This is a genomic window from Mumia spirodelae (genome assembly GCF_050632745.1).
Taxonomy (GTDB): Bacteria; Actinomycetota; Actinomycetes; order Propionibacteriales; family Nocardioidaceae; genus Mumia.
The window spans coordinates 275,630-289,780 of the sequence record NZ_JBODSD010000005.1 but is presented as its reverse complement, the minus strand read 5'-3'; the positions used below and the strand labels follow the sequence as shown (position 1 = coordinate 289,780).

Below are 14,151 nucleotides of genomic sequence, written 5' to 3'. Positions count from 1 at the left end.
AGTTGAGTGGAGGAGCAGAGCCGGCTCCGGGCGTTGGTGATCGAGGACGACCCCGATGCGGCCGAGTTCGCCAGGATCGCGCTCGAGCGGTTCGCGGGGATGGAGGTCGTCGTCACCTTCACCGCGGAGCAGGCGCTGGACGTGCTCACGGGTCAGCGGTTCGACGCGATCGTCAGCGACATCGAGCTCCCGGGCAGGTCGGGCCTCGACATCCTCCCTCAGGTGCGGGAGCTGGCACCGGGGGTGCCCGTCATCATCCTCACCGCGCACGGCGTGGTCTCGTACGCCGTCGAGGCCCTGCGCCGGGACGCGGACGAGTTCCTGGTGAAGCCCGTCGCGCCCACCGACCTGGCGCGGCGGGTCGAGGAGCTCGCCGAGGCGGCCCGGCGGAGGCGCGCCCGTGGCCGCTCGGTCGTGCTCGCGGTCGGCGCTCATCCTGACGACGTCGAGATCGGGATCGGTGCCACCCTCGCCGCGCACGCGGCAGCCGGCGACCGGGTCGTGATCCTCACGCTGTCCCGGGGAGCGGTCGGGGGCGAGGTCGCTGCGCGTCACGAGGAGGCGCTCGCGGCCGCGGCGGTGATCGGCGCCCGGCTCGTGCACCTCGACTTCGCGGACACGGTCCTCGACCCGGCGGCTGGCGTCATCACGGCGATCGAGGAGGTCGTCGGTGAGGTGCGACCTGACCGCGTCTACACCCACAGTGCGCACGACCGGCACCAGGACCACCGTGCCGTGCACGAGGCGGTGCAGGTCGCGGCTCGTTCGGTCGCGGGGCTCTGGTGCTTCCAGAGCCCGTCGTGCACGGTCGAGTTCCGGCCGAACCGCTTCATCGACGTCGGGGGCTTCGTCGAGACCAAGCTGCGGATGCTCGCGGCGTACGCGTCTCAGCAGCACCGCGACTACATGCAGCCGGACCTCGTGCGCGCGACCGCACGCTACTGGTCGCGCTTCAGCCCGGCGCGCGAGGTGGAGCCCCTCGAGACCATCCGCGCCGCCGAGCTCGTCGGCGTGCCCGAGCCGATGCTCGAGGTCGCGGAGGAGCACGCGTGACGGCGCCGCCGACGACGGTCCGAGCGCGGCTCGGACGGTTCTTCGGCAGCCAGTTCGACCCCGAGGCCGTCGGCCTGCGCGAGCTGCCGTTCACGTTCGTGTTCGTCATGGTCCTGGTGCTGGAGCTCGCCCAGGAGCCCGTCGAGCACCCTGACGCGGCGGTCCTCTCCGTGAGCATCACCGTCGTCGTCCAGCTGGTGGCCGTCCTCGGTGACTGGGACCGCTGGCCCCGGCGGTGGCAGTACGCGCTCCCGCTCGCGCAGATCGTCGCGGTCGGCGCGTTCTCGTACGGGTTCGGCCACAACACGAGCTTCTTCTCCAGCATGCTGTTCCTCCCGGTGGTCAACCTCGCGCTGCATCCGGGCTACCTGGGCGTCGCCCTCGGCACGATCGGGTCCGGCGTCGTGACGCTCATCCCGGTCGTGGTGCCCGCCCGGACCGTCGGTGCGCCGACGCCGGAGGTCCGTGCGCTCGTGGTCACCGTGTGCGCGTTCCTCGTCGGGGCCGGTACCTCCGCCGTCACACGCCGGCTGCGTGACCAGACCGCCGCCCTCGAGAGGCTCTCCGGACGCGTCGAGCAGTCGCGCGACCTGCTGGCGAGCGTGATCGACGCCGCGACCGAGCAGCTCGTCCTGGCGACCGACGAGCACGGGCGGATCGTGGTCCACAGCCCCGGGACCCGGACGCTCCTGGGCTGCAGCGGCGCGACGGTGGACGGGACGCTCGTCACCAGCTTCGTCGACGCCGAGGAGCTGCGGCGCGCGGCCGCGGCCCGCGGTCCGGCGAGCGGCCCGGACGACCTGCTCCGGGCCTTCGTCGGTGAGGCTGCCTCCGGCCTGCCGGACCGCCACGAGTGGACGCTCGTGCGCCCGGACGGCACGACGATGCCGGCCGACGTCACCGTCACGCGCCGGTCCCGGCTCGAGGACGACGCGTCGAGCGGCTACCTCGTGGTCGCGACGGACCTGACGCAGCAGCGGGAGGCCGAGCGGCTCCAAGACGAGTTCGTGGGGCTCGTGAGCCACGAGCTGCGGACCCCGCTCGCCTCGATCATGGGCTACGTCGAGCTGCTGCGCTCCGACGAGGGCGCGCTCACGCCGGAGCAGACGCGCTCGCTCGACGTGGTCGAGCGCAACGGCCGACGGCTGCTGCGCCTGGTCGAGGACCTGCTGCTCAGCGTGCAGGTGGCGGCGGGGACGTTCACGCTCGACGCGCGTCCGCTCGACGCCGCGGAGACCGTCCGCCGCTCGGTCGCGAACCTGGCCCCCACCGCTGCGGCAGCCGGGGTGACCGTGTCGGTCGAGGCGGCGGAGCCGGTCCCGCTGGTGTCGGACGCCGAGCGCCTGGGCCAGGTCGTCGAGAACCTCACCGCGAACGCGGTGAAGTTCTCCTCACGCGGCGGATCGGTCCGCGTCTCGGTGCGCCCCACGGCGACGGGAGAGCGGCGCGGCGCGGCGCTCGTGGTCGCCGACGACGGTGTCGGGATGACCGACGACGAGCTGGCACGGGTCACCCAGCGGTTCTTCCGCTCTCGCACCGCGCAGCGTCAGCGGGTCCGCGGCCTCGGACTCGGCCTGTCGATCGTCGACGCGATCGTGACCGCGCACGGCGGCACGCTGCGGATGCGCAGCGCCCCGGGCGAGGGCACCACGGTCACGGTGGAGCTCCCCGACGTGGAGCCGCCGGGCGACGTCAGTCCGAGGCCGGGGGAGACTCCGCAGGAGACGTCGAGGTAGGCGCGGCGTCGGACCACGCGGTCCGCAGGACTTCCCAGTGGGCGTCGGTCATCAACGAGTACGGCGTGACGTTGACGTCGGTGATCCCGTTCGTCGCGGCGCTGCGCACCGCGCCGTCGAGGGCGGCCGGCGAGATCGTGCCCGCGTCGTCGGCCGGGCCGTCGCCCCACAGGCCGACCGAGATCACGAACCGCGCCATGTCGTACCCGGCGTCGCGCAGGGCGGCGGTCAGCCGCTCGACGTCGGTGGCGGGGCGTACCGGTCGCCCGACGTAGGCCCACAGCTGCAGACGCAGGTCGCGGACGGAGTCGAGCAGGACCTGGTAGTCCTGACCGCTCCCCGGCTGCCCGGCGGCGGGATCCTCCCAGTCCACCCGCACGTCCAGGACCAGCCCGATCTCGCCGCCGTCGCCGTCCACCCCGTCGAGGGCGGCGCGCATGCGGTTCAGGAGCCCCGCCACCACCTCCGACCGCCACTGCCCGATCTCGGGTGCTGTGGTGTCGATGGCGCCGGTGCTCGTCCGCGGCCAGTCGTCCGCGCCGGTCATCTCCCGGAAGAGCGCGAGGTCGTCGTCCCCGAAGCTGTAGTCGTTGAGGAACAGCTCGGTGACCTCGATGGCCGTCGGGTCGTAGCGTTCGCCGAGGGCTTCGACGTACGCGACCAGGCGGTCGCCGACCTCGCCCTCGGCGAGCTGGGTGGCCGACGCGGTGTACTCCGAGCGCGTCCCGTCCGCGGCGACCCCCGCGATCGAGGGGTCCTCCTCGATCCAGCGGGGGACGAACGCGTCGACGATGAGGTTCACCTGGCGAGGGTCTCCGTCCGGCGACTCGTGCAGGGTCCGCACGGCTGCGGCCAGGTGGTCCACGCCCTCGTCCGCGGCCGCCTCAGGGTGTTCGGGCCAGTCGAACGCGGTGAACTCCACCCGCCCCGCGTTCAGGTTCACCGTCGTCGCGTGCGCGGCGGCGAGGTTCCGGGAGACGGCGCCCCAGTCGGTCTCGGGGTCGGTGACGATGCCGAAGTCGATGCTGAGCGAGCGGACCTGGTCGGGCGAGGTGCCCGGGCGCAGCGACGGCAACGGTTCGTCGTCGTCCGACCACGGGCGTACGACGAACAGCGCGACGCCGACGACCGTGCCGATCACGAGCAGCGTCGTCAGGACGACGTCCCACGACCGTCGACGAGGCCGTCCACCGACACCGTCCCGGTGCGGTCCAGCTTGTTCCATCGGTTCTCTGCTCCCTTCAGCTCCAGCCAGACGGCGCGCACCATCACCAGGCTCATCAGTGCCGAGTACACCGGCCATGCGGGCAGCGTCCAGCCGTACCGGAGGTCGCGAGGCGCCCGGTCCAGTGCGACCGCGACGAGGAGCAGCAGGACCGAGACCGGGACCCCGAGCAGGACCAGGAGCGTCCACAGGTCACGGGGGATCGCCGGGACGTCGCCGAGCACCGCCAGCGCGGCGATCACAACCACCGCGGCCACCTGGAGGAACGGGACCAGGATCTGGGTCACCGTGTTGAACACGAGGAACGCCCCGAAGGTCCCGTACCGAAGGTTGCCGACCATGCGCCGGTGTCGCCGCGTCACCTGGAGGAGCCCGCGCGCCCACCGCACCCGCTGCCGCCAGAGTGCACGCGGGGTCGACGGAGACTCGGCGTAGAGCAGCGCGTGGGGGGCGAACGCGACCCGGTAGCCGGCCCCGTACACCCGCCACGTGAGCTCGAGGTCCTCGCCGACCGTGTCCTCGCGCACCGGTCCGACCGCGTCGAGCACGTTCCGGCGGAACGCCCCGATGTTGCCCGAGACGATCGGCAGGCACCGCAGCTCGTGCATGGCGCGGCGCATGAGCCCGGTCCCGAGGTGGCTGATCAGCGCGAGGAACTTCGTCTGGGTGCGGTCGAGGTTCACCGGTCGGTCGTTGCCGCAGACCGCCCCGATGTCGTCGTCTCGGAACGCGTGCAGCATGCGGGTGATCGTGTGCGGCTGGAAGAGCCCGTCGGCATCGACGAGCAGCAGCACCGAGCCGCGCGCGTGCGCGATCCCGGTGTTGAGGGCGGCACCTTTGCCGCTGTTCGGCTGGGTGAGCGCGGTGACCTGCGCGAGCTCGTCGGCGACCGACCGTGCGATCGCGTAGGTGTCGTCGGTCGACCCGTCGTCGACGCAGATCACCTCGTACCGGTCGTACGCGCTGTTCGCGATCGAGCGCAGGCAGTTCGCGATCACGACGCCCTCGTTGTAGGCGGGCACGATCACGCTCACGAACGGCGGCTCGGTGAAGACGGTGCCGACGTCGACCGGTCGCGCGTCGTCGGGCCGGTGGTGGCGCGCCTCGAACACGAGCGAGAACGGCACGAAGATGAGCCGGACGAGCCCGGCGACGAGCACGGTGATGCTCACGACCGTCGCGAGCGCTCCGAGCAGGGCGATCACGGCGACGGGGGGAGCCACTCGTCGAGGACGAGGTCGAGCAGCTCGGGGGCGTGGGCGGACAGCGCGCCGAAGCGACCGTTCACCTCGAGCACGTACGGCGCGCCGCTCGCGTCACGACGGACGTCCATGTCCACCGGCCCGACGAGGTCGAGGGCCTCGACCGTCGCGGCCGCGACCGCTCGGACGTCGGGGACGGCGTCGTCGGGGAGTCGTACGGCGTCGGCGGCGTTGCCGACCCGTCCTTCCTTGAGCGCGGTCTTCTCCAGCACGACGACCGTCGTACGACCGGTCCGGGGTGAGCGGTAGACCTGGGGCGCGTACTCCGGGCCGTCGACGAACCCCTGGACGATCCACGAGGCGTCGGTCCCGGTCCAGTCGAGGTCCTCGGGCTTCTCGACGACCGTCACCCCGCGTCCGCCGCGGGACACGCGCGGCTTGACCACCACGGGACCGCCGGCCCAGGCGAGCGCCCCGGCCGCGTCGGGGAGGTCCGAGGCCGCCACGTGCACCGGCACCGGCACGCCGGCGCCGGCGAGCGTCCACATCGTGAGGAGCTTGTCGGCCGCGAGACCGCTGGCGTGCGCACCGGCGACCACGACCGACGCGCCGGGGGCGGCCGACGCCGCGAGCACGTCGACCAGGACCGCGGCCTGAGGCAGCTCGTCCTGGACGGTCGGGATCACGAGGTCCGGCCGGAACGCCTCGACGACCGAACGCATCGCAGGGGCGTACGCAGGGTCGGCGGCCGCGGCGACGGTGGTGGTGTGCGTGAACGGTGCGCCGGCGAGCACGTCCAGGTCGACACCGACCGTCACCACCGGGCGACCCTGGAGCGTACGGCCCACGAGCTGGCGACCGAGCGACGCACCGGCAGGACCACCGGCGCCGGTGACGAGGACGGTGGTCATGGCGCGAGTCTGCCACCGCAGCGGCGCCCCCGCGCGGTGGCGGCACGAGGAGGACGTCAGAAGTACTGCGCGAGGCAGAACTCGTTGCCCTCGGGGTCCCGCATGACGACCACGACGCCCTCGTCGTACGCGTGCTGCTCGCCGGTGCTCGAGCCGCCGAGCGCGAGGACCTTAGCGATGCCCGCCTCGATGTCGTCGACCGTCACGTCGAGATGGATGCGGGTCTTGCCGCGCTTGGGCTCGGGGACGGGCTGGAAGACCAGACGGGGGACGGTGTCGCCGCGACGGCCGAGGTAGACCCAGCCGGGCTCGGTCGGACCCTCCTCACGTCCGAGGAGCGCGCTCCAGAACCGCGCGAGACGCTGCGGGTCGAGGCAGTCGACGGTGACACCGGACCACGTGGCGGACATCGCAGGCTCCTTCGACGGGGACGACCGCCGGGCCGCGACACCGGGGCGCGTCCCTGTGCGCCAAGGGGGTTCGCACACAGGGACGCAGCCTCGGCGGGTCACGGCAGGATCGGCAGCTTCCAGCAGTTGGAGTATGCCCGGCTTCCCTCGAGACGGTCGGTCAGCCACGCGAGCGCGGATCCCTGGTCGGTGATCAGCGGGAGGAAGTGGTTCGTGAGCACGATCTTGTCGCCCAGGTTCGGGAGGTAGACCGGCTCGTACGTGACGTTGGCGCCCTTGGCGCACCAGTCGACCGCCAGCTGCCGGGCCTGACCGTGCGGGACGGTGTCGTCGGCCACGCCGGTCGCCACGCGGACCGGGGTCGCCGGCCTCGACCTGCCGATGCGCTGCGCGTCGACGGCGGCCTTCACCGCGGGTTCACGAGCGACGACCTCGCCGAGCGAGATGCCCTGCTTGGTCCAGCTCTTGGTCTTCGCGAAGGGGTAGCCGAGGATGCCGTCGCCCACGCACATCGTGGACACGTCGGCCAGCGCGGCCCGGCCGGCGTCGTTGACGTAGCTGTCGATGATCGGCTGCAGCGACGGCACCGCCTGCGCGAGCCCGTTGACCGTCCACCCGGCCGCGGCCGCGAGCGCGCTGCCGTCGATGCCGGGGAGGACCTTGACGAGGTCGGCCGGCGGTGCGCCCGCGTAGACCCCGGCGAGGGTCACGTCCGGCGCGTACGACGGCTGGAGCTCGGCGGCCGACGCCGTGGCGCCGCCACCCTGGCTGTAGCCGTAGAGGCCGACGCGAGAGGAGCTGGTGAGCGACGTGCCAGGCAGCGTACGGGCCGCCCGGACGGCGTCGAGCACGGCGTGGCCCTCGTCGACCCGGTTCACGTAGGTGTGCAGCCGGTCCGTGGCGCCGAGGCCCACGTAGTCGGTGACTGCCACCGCGACGCCCTTGGCGAGGAGGCGGTAGATCGCGAGGTTCTCGTAGCCGACCGAGACGGTGCCCTCGGTGAGGTTGAGCGCGAGCGGGTTCTCCAGGGCGAGCGACGCCGCGCACTGGTCGCCCTGGCCCATCGTCCCCGGGGCGAGCACGACGAGCGGCCGCGCCCCGCCGCCGTTCCACCGCGCCGACGGCTCGATGTAGGCGCCGGTCACTGCGACCGGCGATCCCTGAGAGTCGGTCGACCGGTACATCATGCGGGTGGCCGTGCCGGGGAGCGGACCGTCGAGCCCGGGCAGGCTCAGACCGAGCTTCAGCGGCTCGGAGCGGATGACGGCGCCGTTCGTGGCGGGCAGCGTCGCGGGCGGGTTGTAGAAGGTCGGGATCGTGATCCCGCGGGAGACCACGGGGTCGCCGTCGGCCGCCGAGGCGGGGGCCTGGACGCCGAGACAGGCGAGCGCGGATGCGGCCGCGAGCAGGAGCCCGCGGCGTACCCCCGTCCGCAGGGTCGGTGCCGTCGTAGCGACGAGTCGGGGTCTCGGTGTGCGCAACCGCTTCATGTGAGTCACTCCTGCTGTCGTGGATGCAAGGGCGCCCGGACTGCCTCGTCCACCGGGACACCGGTGCGCGAGAAGGGAGTGGCGGTCGTGGACGTACTACCGGCGGCCGCCTGCGGTGCTCGCGGTGGCGAGGTGCGGCGCAGCGGCCTGGCGGTGCCCGCGGAAGGATCCCCCGGTGCGGGCGCAACGTCCGTCGCAGCAGTGGTGCGAGAACATTACTGGCTGGTAACGAACACTAGGACTTACTGTCGCTCAGTGACAAGATCTCGGGCGGAACTTTGTCGCGATGATGGGTCCACGCACGAGCGAAGGGCGAGGTCGTCGGGTGTCAGGATCGGCAGGGGCGGTGCAGCCCGGCGGTGAGCGCAGCCGGACGGGGCGTCCTCCGCTGTCGGAGCGGCAGAAACGTGAGCTGAGGGCCAAGGTCGCCCGTGCGGCGGTCCGGCTCTTCGCCGAACGCGGCGTCTCCGGGACGACGGGCGACGCGATCGCCCGGGCGGTCGGGATCTCCTCGCGCACGCTGTGGCGGCACTTCCCGACCAAGGAGAGCTGCGTCCGGCCCTTCCTCGACGACTCGCTCGAGGGGGTCACCGCGCTGCTGCGCAGCTGGCCCGCAGACGTCCGCCTCGTCGACTTCCTCCGCGGCTGCTACGCGGCGGGGCTGGTCGCCGCGCCGGACGAGGACGTCCTCACCGTGCTCGCGCTCGTGCACACCGAGCCGTCGCTGCGCGCGGTCTGGCTCGACGTGCACGAGGACGCGCTGCCCGTCTTCGCCGAGATCCTCGCGCGTCGCTGCGGCAGGAGCGTCGACAGCCTCGAGGTGAAGGTGCACGCGGCGACGGTCAACGGTGCGCTGCGGGCAGCGGTCGAGCACTACGAGCGGACGACCGCGCCCGGCGCGCACTCGGTCGAGCGCCTGTTCGGCTGCCTCGACGCCGCCCTCGACGCCGCTGCTCGCGGGCTGCCGTACTGAGCGTCAGGCGAGCTCGGTGGTGAGCGCGAGCACGACGTCGTCGGCGAACCGCTCCACGGCCGCCCAGTCGGTGTACTCGTAGTCGCGCGAGATGTCCGTGCCGAGGCCGCCCGGCTTGTCCAGCGCGATCCTCTTCATCATGTGGCGCTTCAGGATCCCGTAGCGGGTGTAGCGCAGCGCGCCGGCGAAGCGTGCCACCACGGCGGGGCGCCAGCCGGTCCGCCGCTCCAGCTCCTCGACGTACCGCTCGGCCGTGCCCTCGTCGCCGTGCGCGGCGAGGCTCACGGAGAAGAACGCCGACGGGACGTGCTCGAGCGCCTCGCGGTGACGGGTCACGAAGTCGACCACGCGGTGGTCGTGCTTGCCCATGTGGATCGACGCTCCGACGACGACGGCGTCGTACGGGTCGAGCCGTAGGCGGCGGGATCGCTTGACGTCGGCGACGTCGACGTCGTGGCCGTGACCCCGGACCACGTCGGCGACGTGCTCCGCGATCGTGGCGGTCTGTCCTTCGGTGGACCCGTACAGGATCAAGATCCGTGACATGGTCGCCATCTCCTCGGTGAGGCGCGGGCCGCGGGTGCCGCCCGCACCTCGATCCTTCGCCCCGCACGCCCCGCCGTCATGAGGCGAAGGGCCCCGTGCGGGCAGGACCAAGGGCCCGGCTATCGGCTCGTCGCCGCGCGCAGCCTCGCCTCGAGGCCGGGAAGCCGCGCCTGTCGTGCCGCCTGCACCGGTGTCGCCTCGTCGAGCTCCGACAGGAGGCCGGGGTCGGCACCGTGGTCCAGGAGGAGGTGCGCGACCTCCTCCTGACCGGCGAGGATGCAGGCGACCAGCGCGGTGGACTGGTACTCCGGGTGGGCGTAGTCGACGTCGACGCCCTGGTCGAGGTGGTAGCGGACCAGCTCGACGTCACCGGCGCAGGCCGCGCCGAACATGTCCTTCCAGTCGCCTCCCGACATCAGTGGACCGCCGTTTCCGGCGATGCTGGAACGCGTGCTTCAGGAGAGAGCATGAGGGTCCTGTCGTCGGTTGCGGTGTGACTTCACCGTAGGGGTGCGAGACGACGCTGCCACGGGGAGGGAGCGCCCCTAGACTCTGGCCATGTCCGACAGCACTGCCCGCGCGGACGGGTTCTGGGACCGCGCGACCACGGCGAAGGCCGTCCTGATCGTCGTCGCCTACCTCGTGTACTACGTGCTCGTGGGGCAGATCGTCGGGTGGCTCTTCGGCGACGCGATCGGCGACGACCCGCTCGACAGCGCGACCGGCATCCTCCTCGCGCTCGTCGTGCCGATCGCGATCGGTGCGGTGACGCTCGTCGTCTTCGCCGCCCGGCTCGGGTGGCTGCGGCAGATCTTCGGTCGCCAGCCCGTTGCGGGGCGGGGCTGGATGTGGATCGGACCGGCGCTCGTCGTCGCGGCGATCGTCGGCCACGTCGGGTCCGCGGACTGGGACGCCTGGGGCGTCGACCAGATCGTCACCCTCGCGCTCGCGGGCGTGTGCATCGGCGTCGCCGAGGAGCTCGTCACGCGCGGCCTCGCCGTCAAGGTGCTCCGCGATGCCGGCCACTCCGAGCGCTACGTCGTGATCGTGTCCTCGTTGCTGTTCGCCCTCATGCACACCGCCAACCTCATCTCGGGCATGGAGGTGGCGACCGTGCTGTTCACGCTCGTCTACACGTTCGCGTTCGGCACCTGCATGTATCTCGCGATGCGGGTCACCGGCACGATCTGGGCGGCGATCGTGCTCCACGCGTGCACCGACCCGACGACCATCCTGTCGGTCGGCGGGATCGACGAAGGCGTCGGTGGCCAGGACGGAGCCTTCGCCGGGCTCGCGCTCGCGGCGACCGTGGGCCTGATCGTGTTCGGGTTCATCGCGGTCCTCTTCGTCAAGGGGCGGGCCGGCGTGGCCCCGGCGGCGGAGCCCGCCCCGCAGCCCTGAGGGGGCGTACGGCGCACCCGCCCCTCGACGCTCAGCCGAGCAGGAACCCCAGCGCGATCGCGGCGGGGACCTTGGAGCCTGCGACGTACATGTGGGACTTGCCGGGCAGGACGACCGCCCGCCCCCGGGGGATGCCGGCGGCCGTGCGCCGGAAGAGGTCCTCGCTGTAGAACGGGTCCGCCGACCCGCCGAGGACGAGCGTGGGCGCCTGGATCCGGCCCAGGTCGGCCTCGACGTCGAAGGTGTCCTCGGCCGTGATCGTCGCCATCATGTCGGACCGGTCGCCCTTCGCGAACCCGCCGCCGGCGAGCCAGCCGACGCCGCGGAGGGGATAGCTCAGCGGCCCGGACGCGAGTCCCTCCATGAGCGCCGCGGTCGCTCGCCGGCCGTCGCCCTCCCGCGTCAGGCGCAGGACCTCGGCCTGGACGTGGCGGCCGTGGGGTCCGAGCCGGCATGCCGCAGCAGCCACGACGAGGCGTTCGACGAGCTCCGGTGCGTCGATCGCGAGCTGGAGCACGACGGAACCCCCGGTCGAGGTCCCGTGCACGAGTGCGCGCCCGCCGAGGTCGTGCTCGATCGCGTGGGCGTAGTCGGCGGCGATGTCGGACATCGAGGTGCCGTCCGGCAGCCCTGGGCGACGGTTGGTCAGGTAGACGGTGAAGTGCTCGGCGAACGGTGCCGCCCAGGACAGCGACATCCGCCGCCACATCCCGGTCGGGTTGGCGTTCTCGGGAGTCAGCCCCGACGCCACGACGAGCGGCGGGCCGTCACCCAGCCTGAGGTAGGGCAGCCCGGTGGAGAACTGGCCCTCGATCACCGTCCCCATAGCGGCAACCTACGTCGGATCGGCGGCGTCGGCACCGCCGCGGCTCAGCCTTCGCGCTCCTCGAGCGCGTCGGTGAGCAGCGCGACCAGGGCCTCGAGCTGGACGTCCGCCGAGGCCTGCGCGTCGGCGATCTCGCCGTCGAGCGCCGCGGCGGCGAGCGCCGCCTTGGAGTCGATCAGCTCGGCCACCTTCGCATCGATCGTCTGCGCGCCGATGATCCGCCAGGCGGTGACGGGCTCGGCCTGACCGATGCGGTGGACGCGGTCGATCGCCTGCGTCTGCTCCGCGTCGGTCCAGGAGAGCTCGGCGAGCACGACGTTCGACGCGACCTGCAGGTTGACCCCGACGCCGGCGGCGGTCAGCGAGCAGACGATGACCGCGACCTCGGGATCGTTGACGAAGGCGTCGATGTCGCGCTGGCGCGCCGCGGACGTCTGGTCGCCCCGGATCGTCGAGTAGCGGAGCCCTCGCTTGGCGAAGGTCTCCTCGGCGACGTCCATCACGTCGAGGTGCTTGGCGAAGAACACCACCTTGCCGACGCTGTGCGCGAGCTGCGCGGCGTAGTCGGCCGCGAGGCCCGCCTTGGCGAGCCCGATCCGGCGCATCATGCCGAAGACGTTGCCGCCCTCACCGCCGGCATCCTCCTCGCGCTCCCAGCGCGCGACCAGGCGTACGAGCTCGTGGTCGATGCCGTCGACCACGGCACCGGAGCGCCGGTGCTCCAGGGCGCTGTCGTACCGGGCGACCATGCGGCGTGCCAGCTCGCGCTCGGCCGCACGGATCGAGCGTCCGGTCTCGTCGTCGAGCTCGACCGGGATGTCGGCGATCCGGCGGGCGGGGATGTCGGCGGCGACGTCGATCTTGCGACGGCGCACGATGCCGAGGTCGACGACGCACTTGCGCGCCGCCGGGTAGAACCCGGGCTCACCCGGGGCGAGGCCGGTCTCGTCGAGCGCCTCCATCAGCTCCGCCTCGGGCTTGCGCTCGTCGATCCAGCCGAGGAACTGCCAGATCGCCCGGAAGTCCTCGATGTCGTTGATGAGGGGCGTGCCGGTGAGCGCCATCAGCAGCGGCCGCGGGGTCCGCGCGCGGATCCGCGCCGACAGCTCGAGGGCGTGCTGCGAGCGCTGCGACTTGCGGTTCTTGATGAAGTGCGCCTCGTCGACGACCATCCCCTTGAACCCGTGCGCGCCGAGCCATCCGACGTGCCGGTCGAGGACCTCGTAGTTGACGACGACGATGTCGGCGAACCCGTCGATCGTGGTGCCGTCGCCATGGATGACGGTCGCGGCGTGCCGGGGCGTCCACAGCTCGGCCTCGCGGGCCCAGTTGATCTTGACGACGTTCGGGGCGACGACCAGCAGCGGGTACGCGTTCGCAGCCTGGGCTGCGAGGAGCGCCTGCGCCGTCTTGCCCAGACCGGGCTCGTCGGCCAGCAGGAAGGTCCGGTGCCCGTCGCCGGCGGACGCGATCAGCTGCGCCTGGTGGCGCATCAGCTCGCGCCCGTCGCGGGTCCGCAGCGTGGTCGGCGTCGGGAGGTCCATGCTCGAGGCCGGGCCTCCGCGCTCGAAGGACCGCAGCAGAGGCTCGATCAGCTCCCAGTTCGCGAGGCGGCCGGCGCTCGAGCGCCGGGGCCGGGCCGCGGAGAAGTCGGGGGTCAGGAACGGGTTGGCGAGCTGCCGTGCGGCGACCGACTGGGGGACGACCTGCCGGTCGGGGGCGGCGGGTGCCTCCTCCTCCGGCGGGGGCGGCTCCTCCTCGACCTCCATCCCGGCGGCGGTCATCATCTCGCGGCGCAGCGTCTTGGCGGCGGGGGAGAGGACCGCGTCGTCGGCGAGGAGCGAGAACAGGGACGGGTCCCGTGCCGCGGTGGTGGCCAGGATCGTCGCGATGCCGTCGAGGCGCTTGAGCTGCTCCGTACGCCGGGCCTCCGGCATCGCGTCCTCCTTGACGCGGGCGCGCTCCTCGCGCACGAGCAGCGCGACCACCTGGAACGCGGTGCGCGTCGACGCGGTCGCCGTGCCGCGCTGGACGGAGCGTTCGACCTCCCTCACGGCCTGCGCGAGCTGCGGCAGGATGCCGACGTTGTCGGTGCTGCCTGCCGAGCGGTCACGCTGCTGACGTCGCGGGCCCCCCTTGCGGGCAGGGTCCGGTCGCCGCTTGGTCGGTCGAGCCAACGAATCTCCTCCGGAGCTGGGCGCCCCGTCGAGGGCGCAGTACTCGTCTGCGGCTGCCTGCCGGGCGGGTGCCAGGCCGAGACGCAGACCGACAGTCGCACTGTCGTCGTCGCCTGGAACCCACCGAGCGGTGCCGCGCCGAGCGATCGCTCACGGCGGCCGAGGAGATGACGAGCGTCGATGTCCTCGCGGGGTCCAGCC

General features: G+C 72.6%; 13 protein-coding genes. 4 read left to right on the top strand and 9 right to left on the bottom strand.

Features of this window, described 5'->3' with window-relative positions:
* Positions 1-6: 6 nt before the first annotated feature.
* Together ACQSSQ_RS21485 and ACQSSQ_RS21480 are read left to right on the top strand one after the other, a co-directional pair.
* Positions 7-1,053, top strand: a complete 1,047-nt coding sequence (locus ACQSSQ_RS21485) for a PIG-L deacetylase family protein (protein WP_431329183.1) — start codon at positions 7-9, stop codon at positions 1,051-1,053.
* Positions 1,050-2,789 (top strand): PAS domain-containing sensor histidine kinase, encoded by a 1,740-nt coding sequence (locus ACQSSQ_RS21480; protein WP_431329182.1) that lies wholly within the window; start codon positions 1,050-1,052, stop codon positions 2,787-2,789. The genes ACQSSQ_RS21485 and ACQSSQ_RS21480 overlap by 4 nt, the downstream gene beginning before the upstream one ends.
* Here ACQSSQ_RS21480 and ACQSSQ_RS21475 read toward each other — a convergent pair.
* The 5 genes from ACQSSQ_RS21475 to ACQSSQ_RS21455 all read right to left on the bottom strand — a co-directional run bounded on the left by ACQSSQ_RS21475 (position 2,746) and on the right by ACQSSQ_RS21455 (position 8,027).
* Positions 2,746-4,014, bottom strand: a complete 1,269-nt coding sequence (locus ACQSSQ_RS21475) for a hypothetical protein (protein WP_431329181.1) — start codon at positions 4,012-4,014, stop codon at positions 2,746-2,748. The genes ACQSSQ_RS21480 and ACQSSQ_RS21475 overlap by 44 nt on opposite strands.
* Positions 3,942-5,237, bottom strand: coding sequence for a glycosyltransferase family 2 protein (locus ACQSSQ_RS21470; RefSeq protein ID WP_431329180.1), 1,296 nt, complete (start codon positions 5,235-5,237; stop codon positions 3,942-3,944). The genes ACQSSQ_RS21475 and ACQSSQ_RS21470 overlap by 73 nt, the downstream gene beginning before the upstream one ends.
* On the bottom strand, positions 5,216-6,127 hold the full coding sequence (locus ACQSSQ_RS21465) for an ATP-grasp domain-containing protein (protein ID WP_431329179.1): 912 nt from the start codon (positions 6,125-6,127) through the stop codon (positions 5,216-5,218). The genes ACQSSQ_RS21470 and ACQSSQ_RS21465 overlap by 22 nt, the downstream gene beginning before the upstream one ends.
* Before the next feature lie 56 nt (positions 6,128-6,183).
* Complete coding sequence (locus tag ACQSSQ_RS21460; protein WP_431329178.1) at positions 6,184-6,537, bottom strand: VOC family protein; 354 nt, start codon at positions 6,535-6,537, stop codon at positions 6,184-6,186.
* A gap of 98 nt (positions 6,538-6,635) precedes the next feature.
* Positions 6,636-8,027 (bottom strand): lipase family protein, encoded by a 1,392-nt coding sequence (locus tag ACQSSQ_RS21455; protein ID WP_431329177.1) that lies wholly within the window; start codon positions 8,025-8,027, stop codon positions 6,636-6,638.
* Between the two features lie 325 nt (positions 8,028-8,352).
* On the opposite strand from ACQSSQ_RS21455, the gene ACQSSQ_RS21450 reads away from it, so the two are divergent.
* Positions 8,353-9,000, top strand: coding sequence for a TetR/AcrR family transcriptional regulator (locus ACQSSQ_RS21450; RefSeq protein ID WP_431329176.1), 648 nt, complete (start codon positions 8,353-8,355; stop codon positions 8,998-9,000).
* A gap of 3 nt (positions 9,001-9,003) precedes the next feature.
* On the opposite strand, the gene ACQSSQ_RS21445 is transcribed toward ACQSSQ_RS21450, so the two are convergent.
* Positions 9,004-9,546, bottom strand: a complete 543-nt coding sequence (locus ACQSSQ_RS21445) for a flavodoxin domain-containing protein (RefSeq protein ID WP_431329175.1) — start codon at positions 9,544-9,546, stop codon at positions 9,004-9,006.
* Between the two features lie 119 nt (positions 9,547-9,665).
* Complete coding sequence (locus tag ACQSSQ_RS21440; protein WP_431329174.1) at positions 9,666-9,962, bottom strand: ankyrin repeat domain-containing protein; 297 nt, start codon at positions 9,960-9,962, stop codon at positions 9,666-9,668.
* 142 nt (positions 9,963-10,104) lie between these two features.
* Between ACQSSQ_RS21440 and ACQSSQ_RS21435 the strand changes: the two genes are divergently transcribed.
* On the top strand, positions 10,105-10,947 hold the full coding sequence (locus ACQSSQ_RS21435) for a CPBP family intramembrane glutamic endopeptidase (protein WP_431329173.1): 843 nt from the start codon (positions 10,105-10,107) through the stop codon (positions 10,945-10,947).
* A gap of 31 nt (positions 10,948-10,978) precedes the next feature.
* Here the strand turns inward: ACQSSQ_RS21435 and ACQSSQ_RS21430 are convergent, their stop codons facing one another.
* Both ACQSSQ_RS21430 and ACQSSQ_RS21425 read right to left on the bottom strand, forming a co-directional pair.
* Positions 10,979-11,773 carry an alpha/beta fold hydrolase gene (locus tag ACQSSQ_RS21430; RefSeq protein ID WP_431329172.1) on the bottom strand — a complete coding sequence of 265 codons (795 nt, stop codon included), beginning with the start codon at positions 11,771-11,773 and terminating at the stop codon, positions 10,979-10,981.
* A 44-nt stretch (positions 11,774-11,817) separates the two neighbouring features.
* On the bottom strand, positions 11,818-13,950 hold the full coding sequence (locus ACQSSQ_RS21425) for a DEAD/DEAH box helicase (RefSeq protein ID WP_431329171.1): 2,133 nt from the start codon (positions 13,948-13,950) through the stop codon (positions 11,818-11,820).
* Positions 13,951-14,151 lie beyond the last annotated feature (201 nt).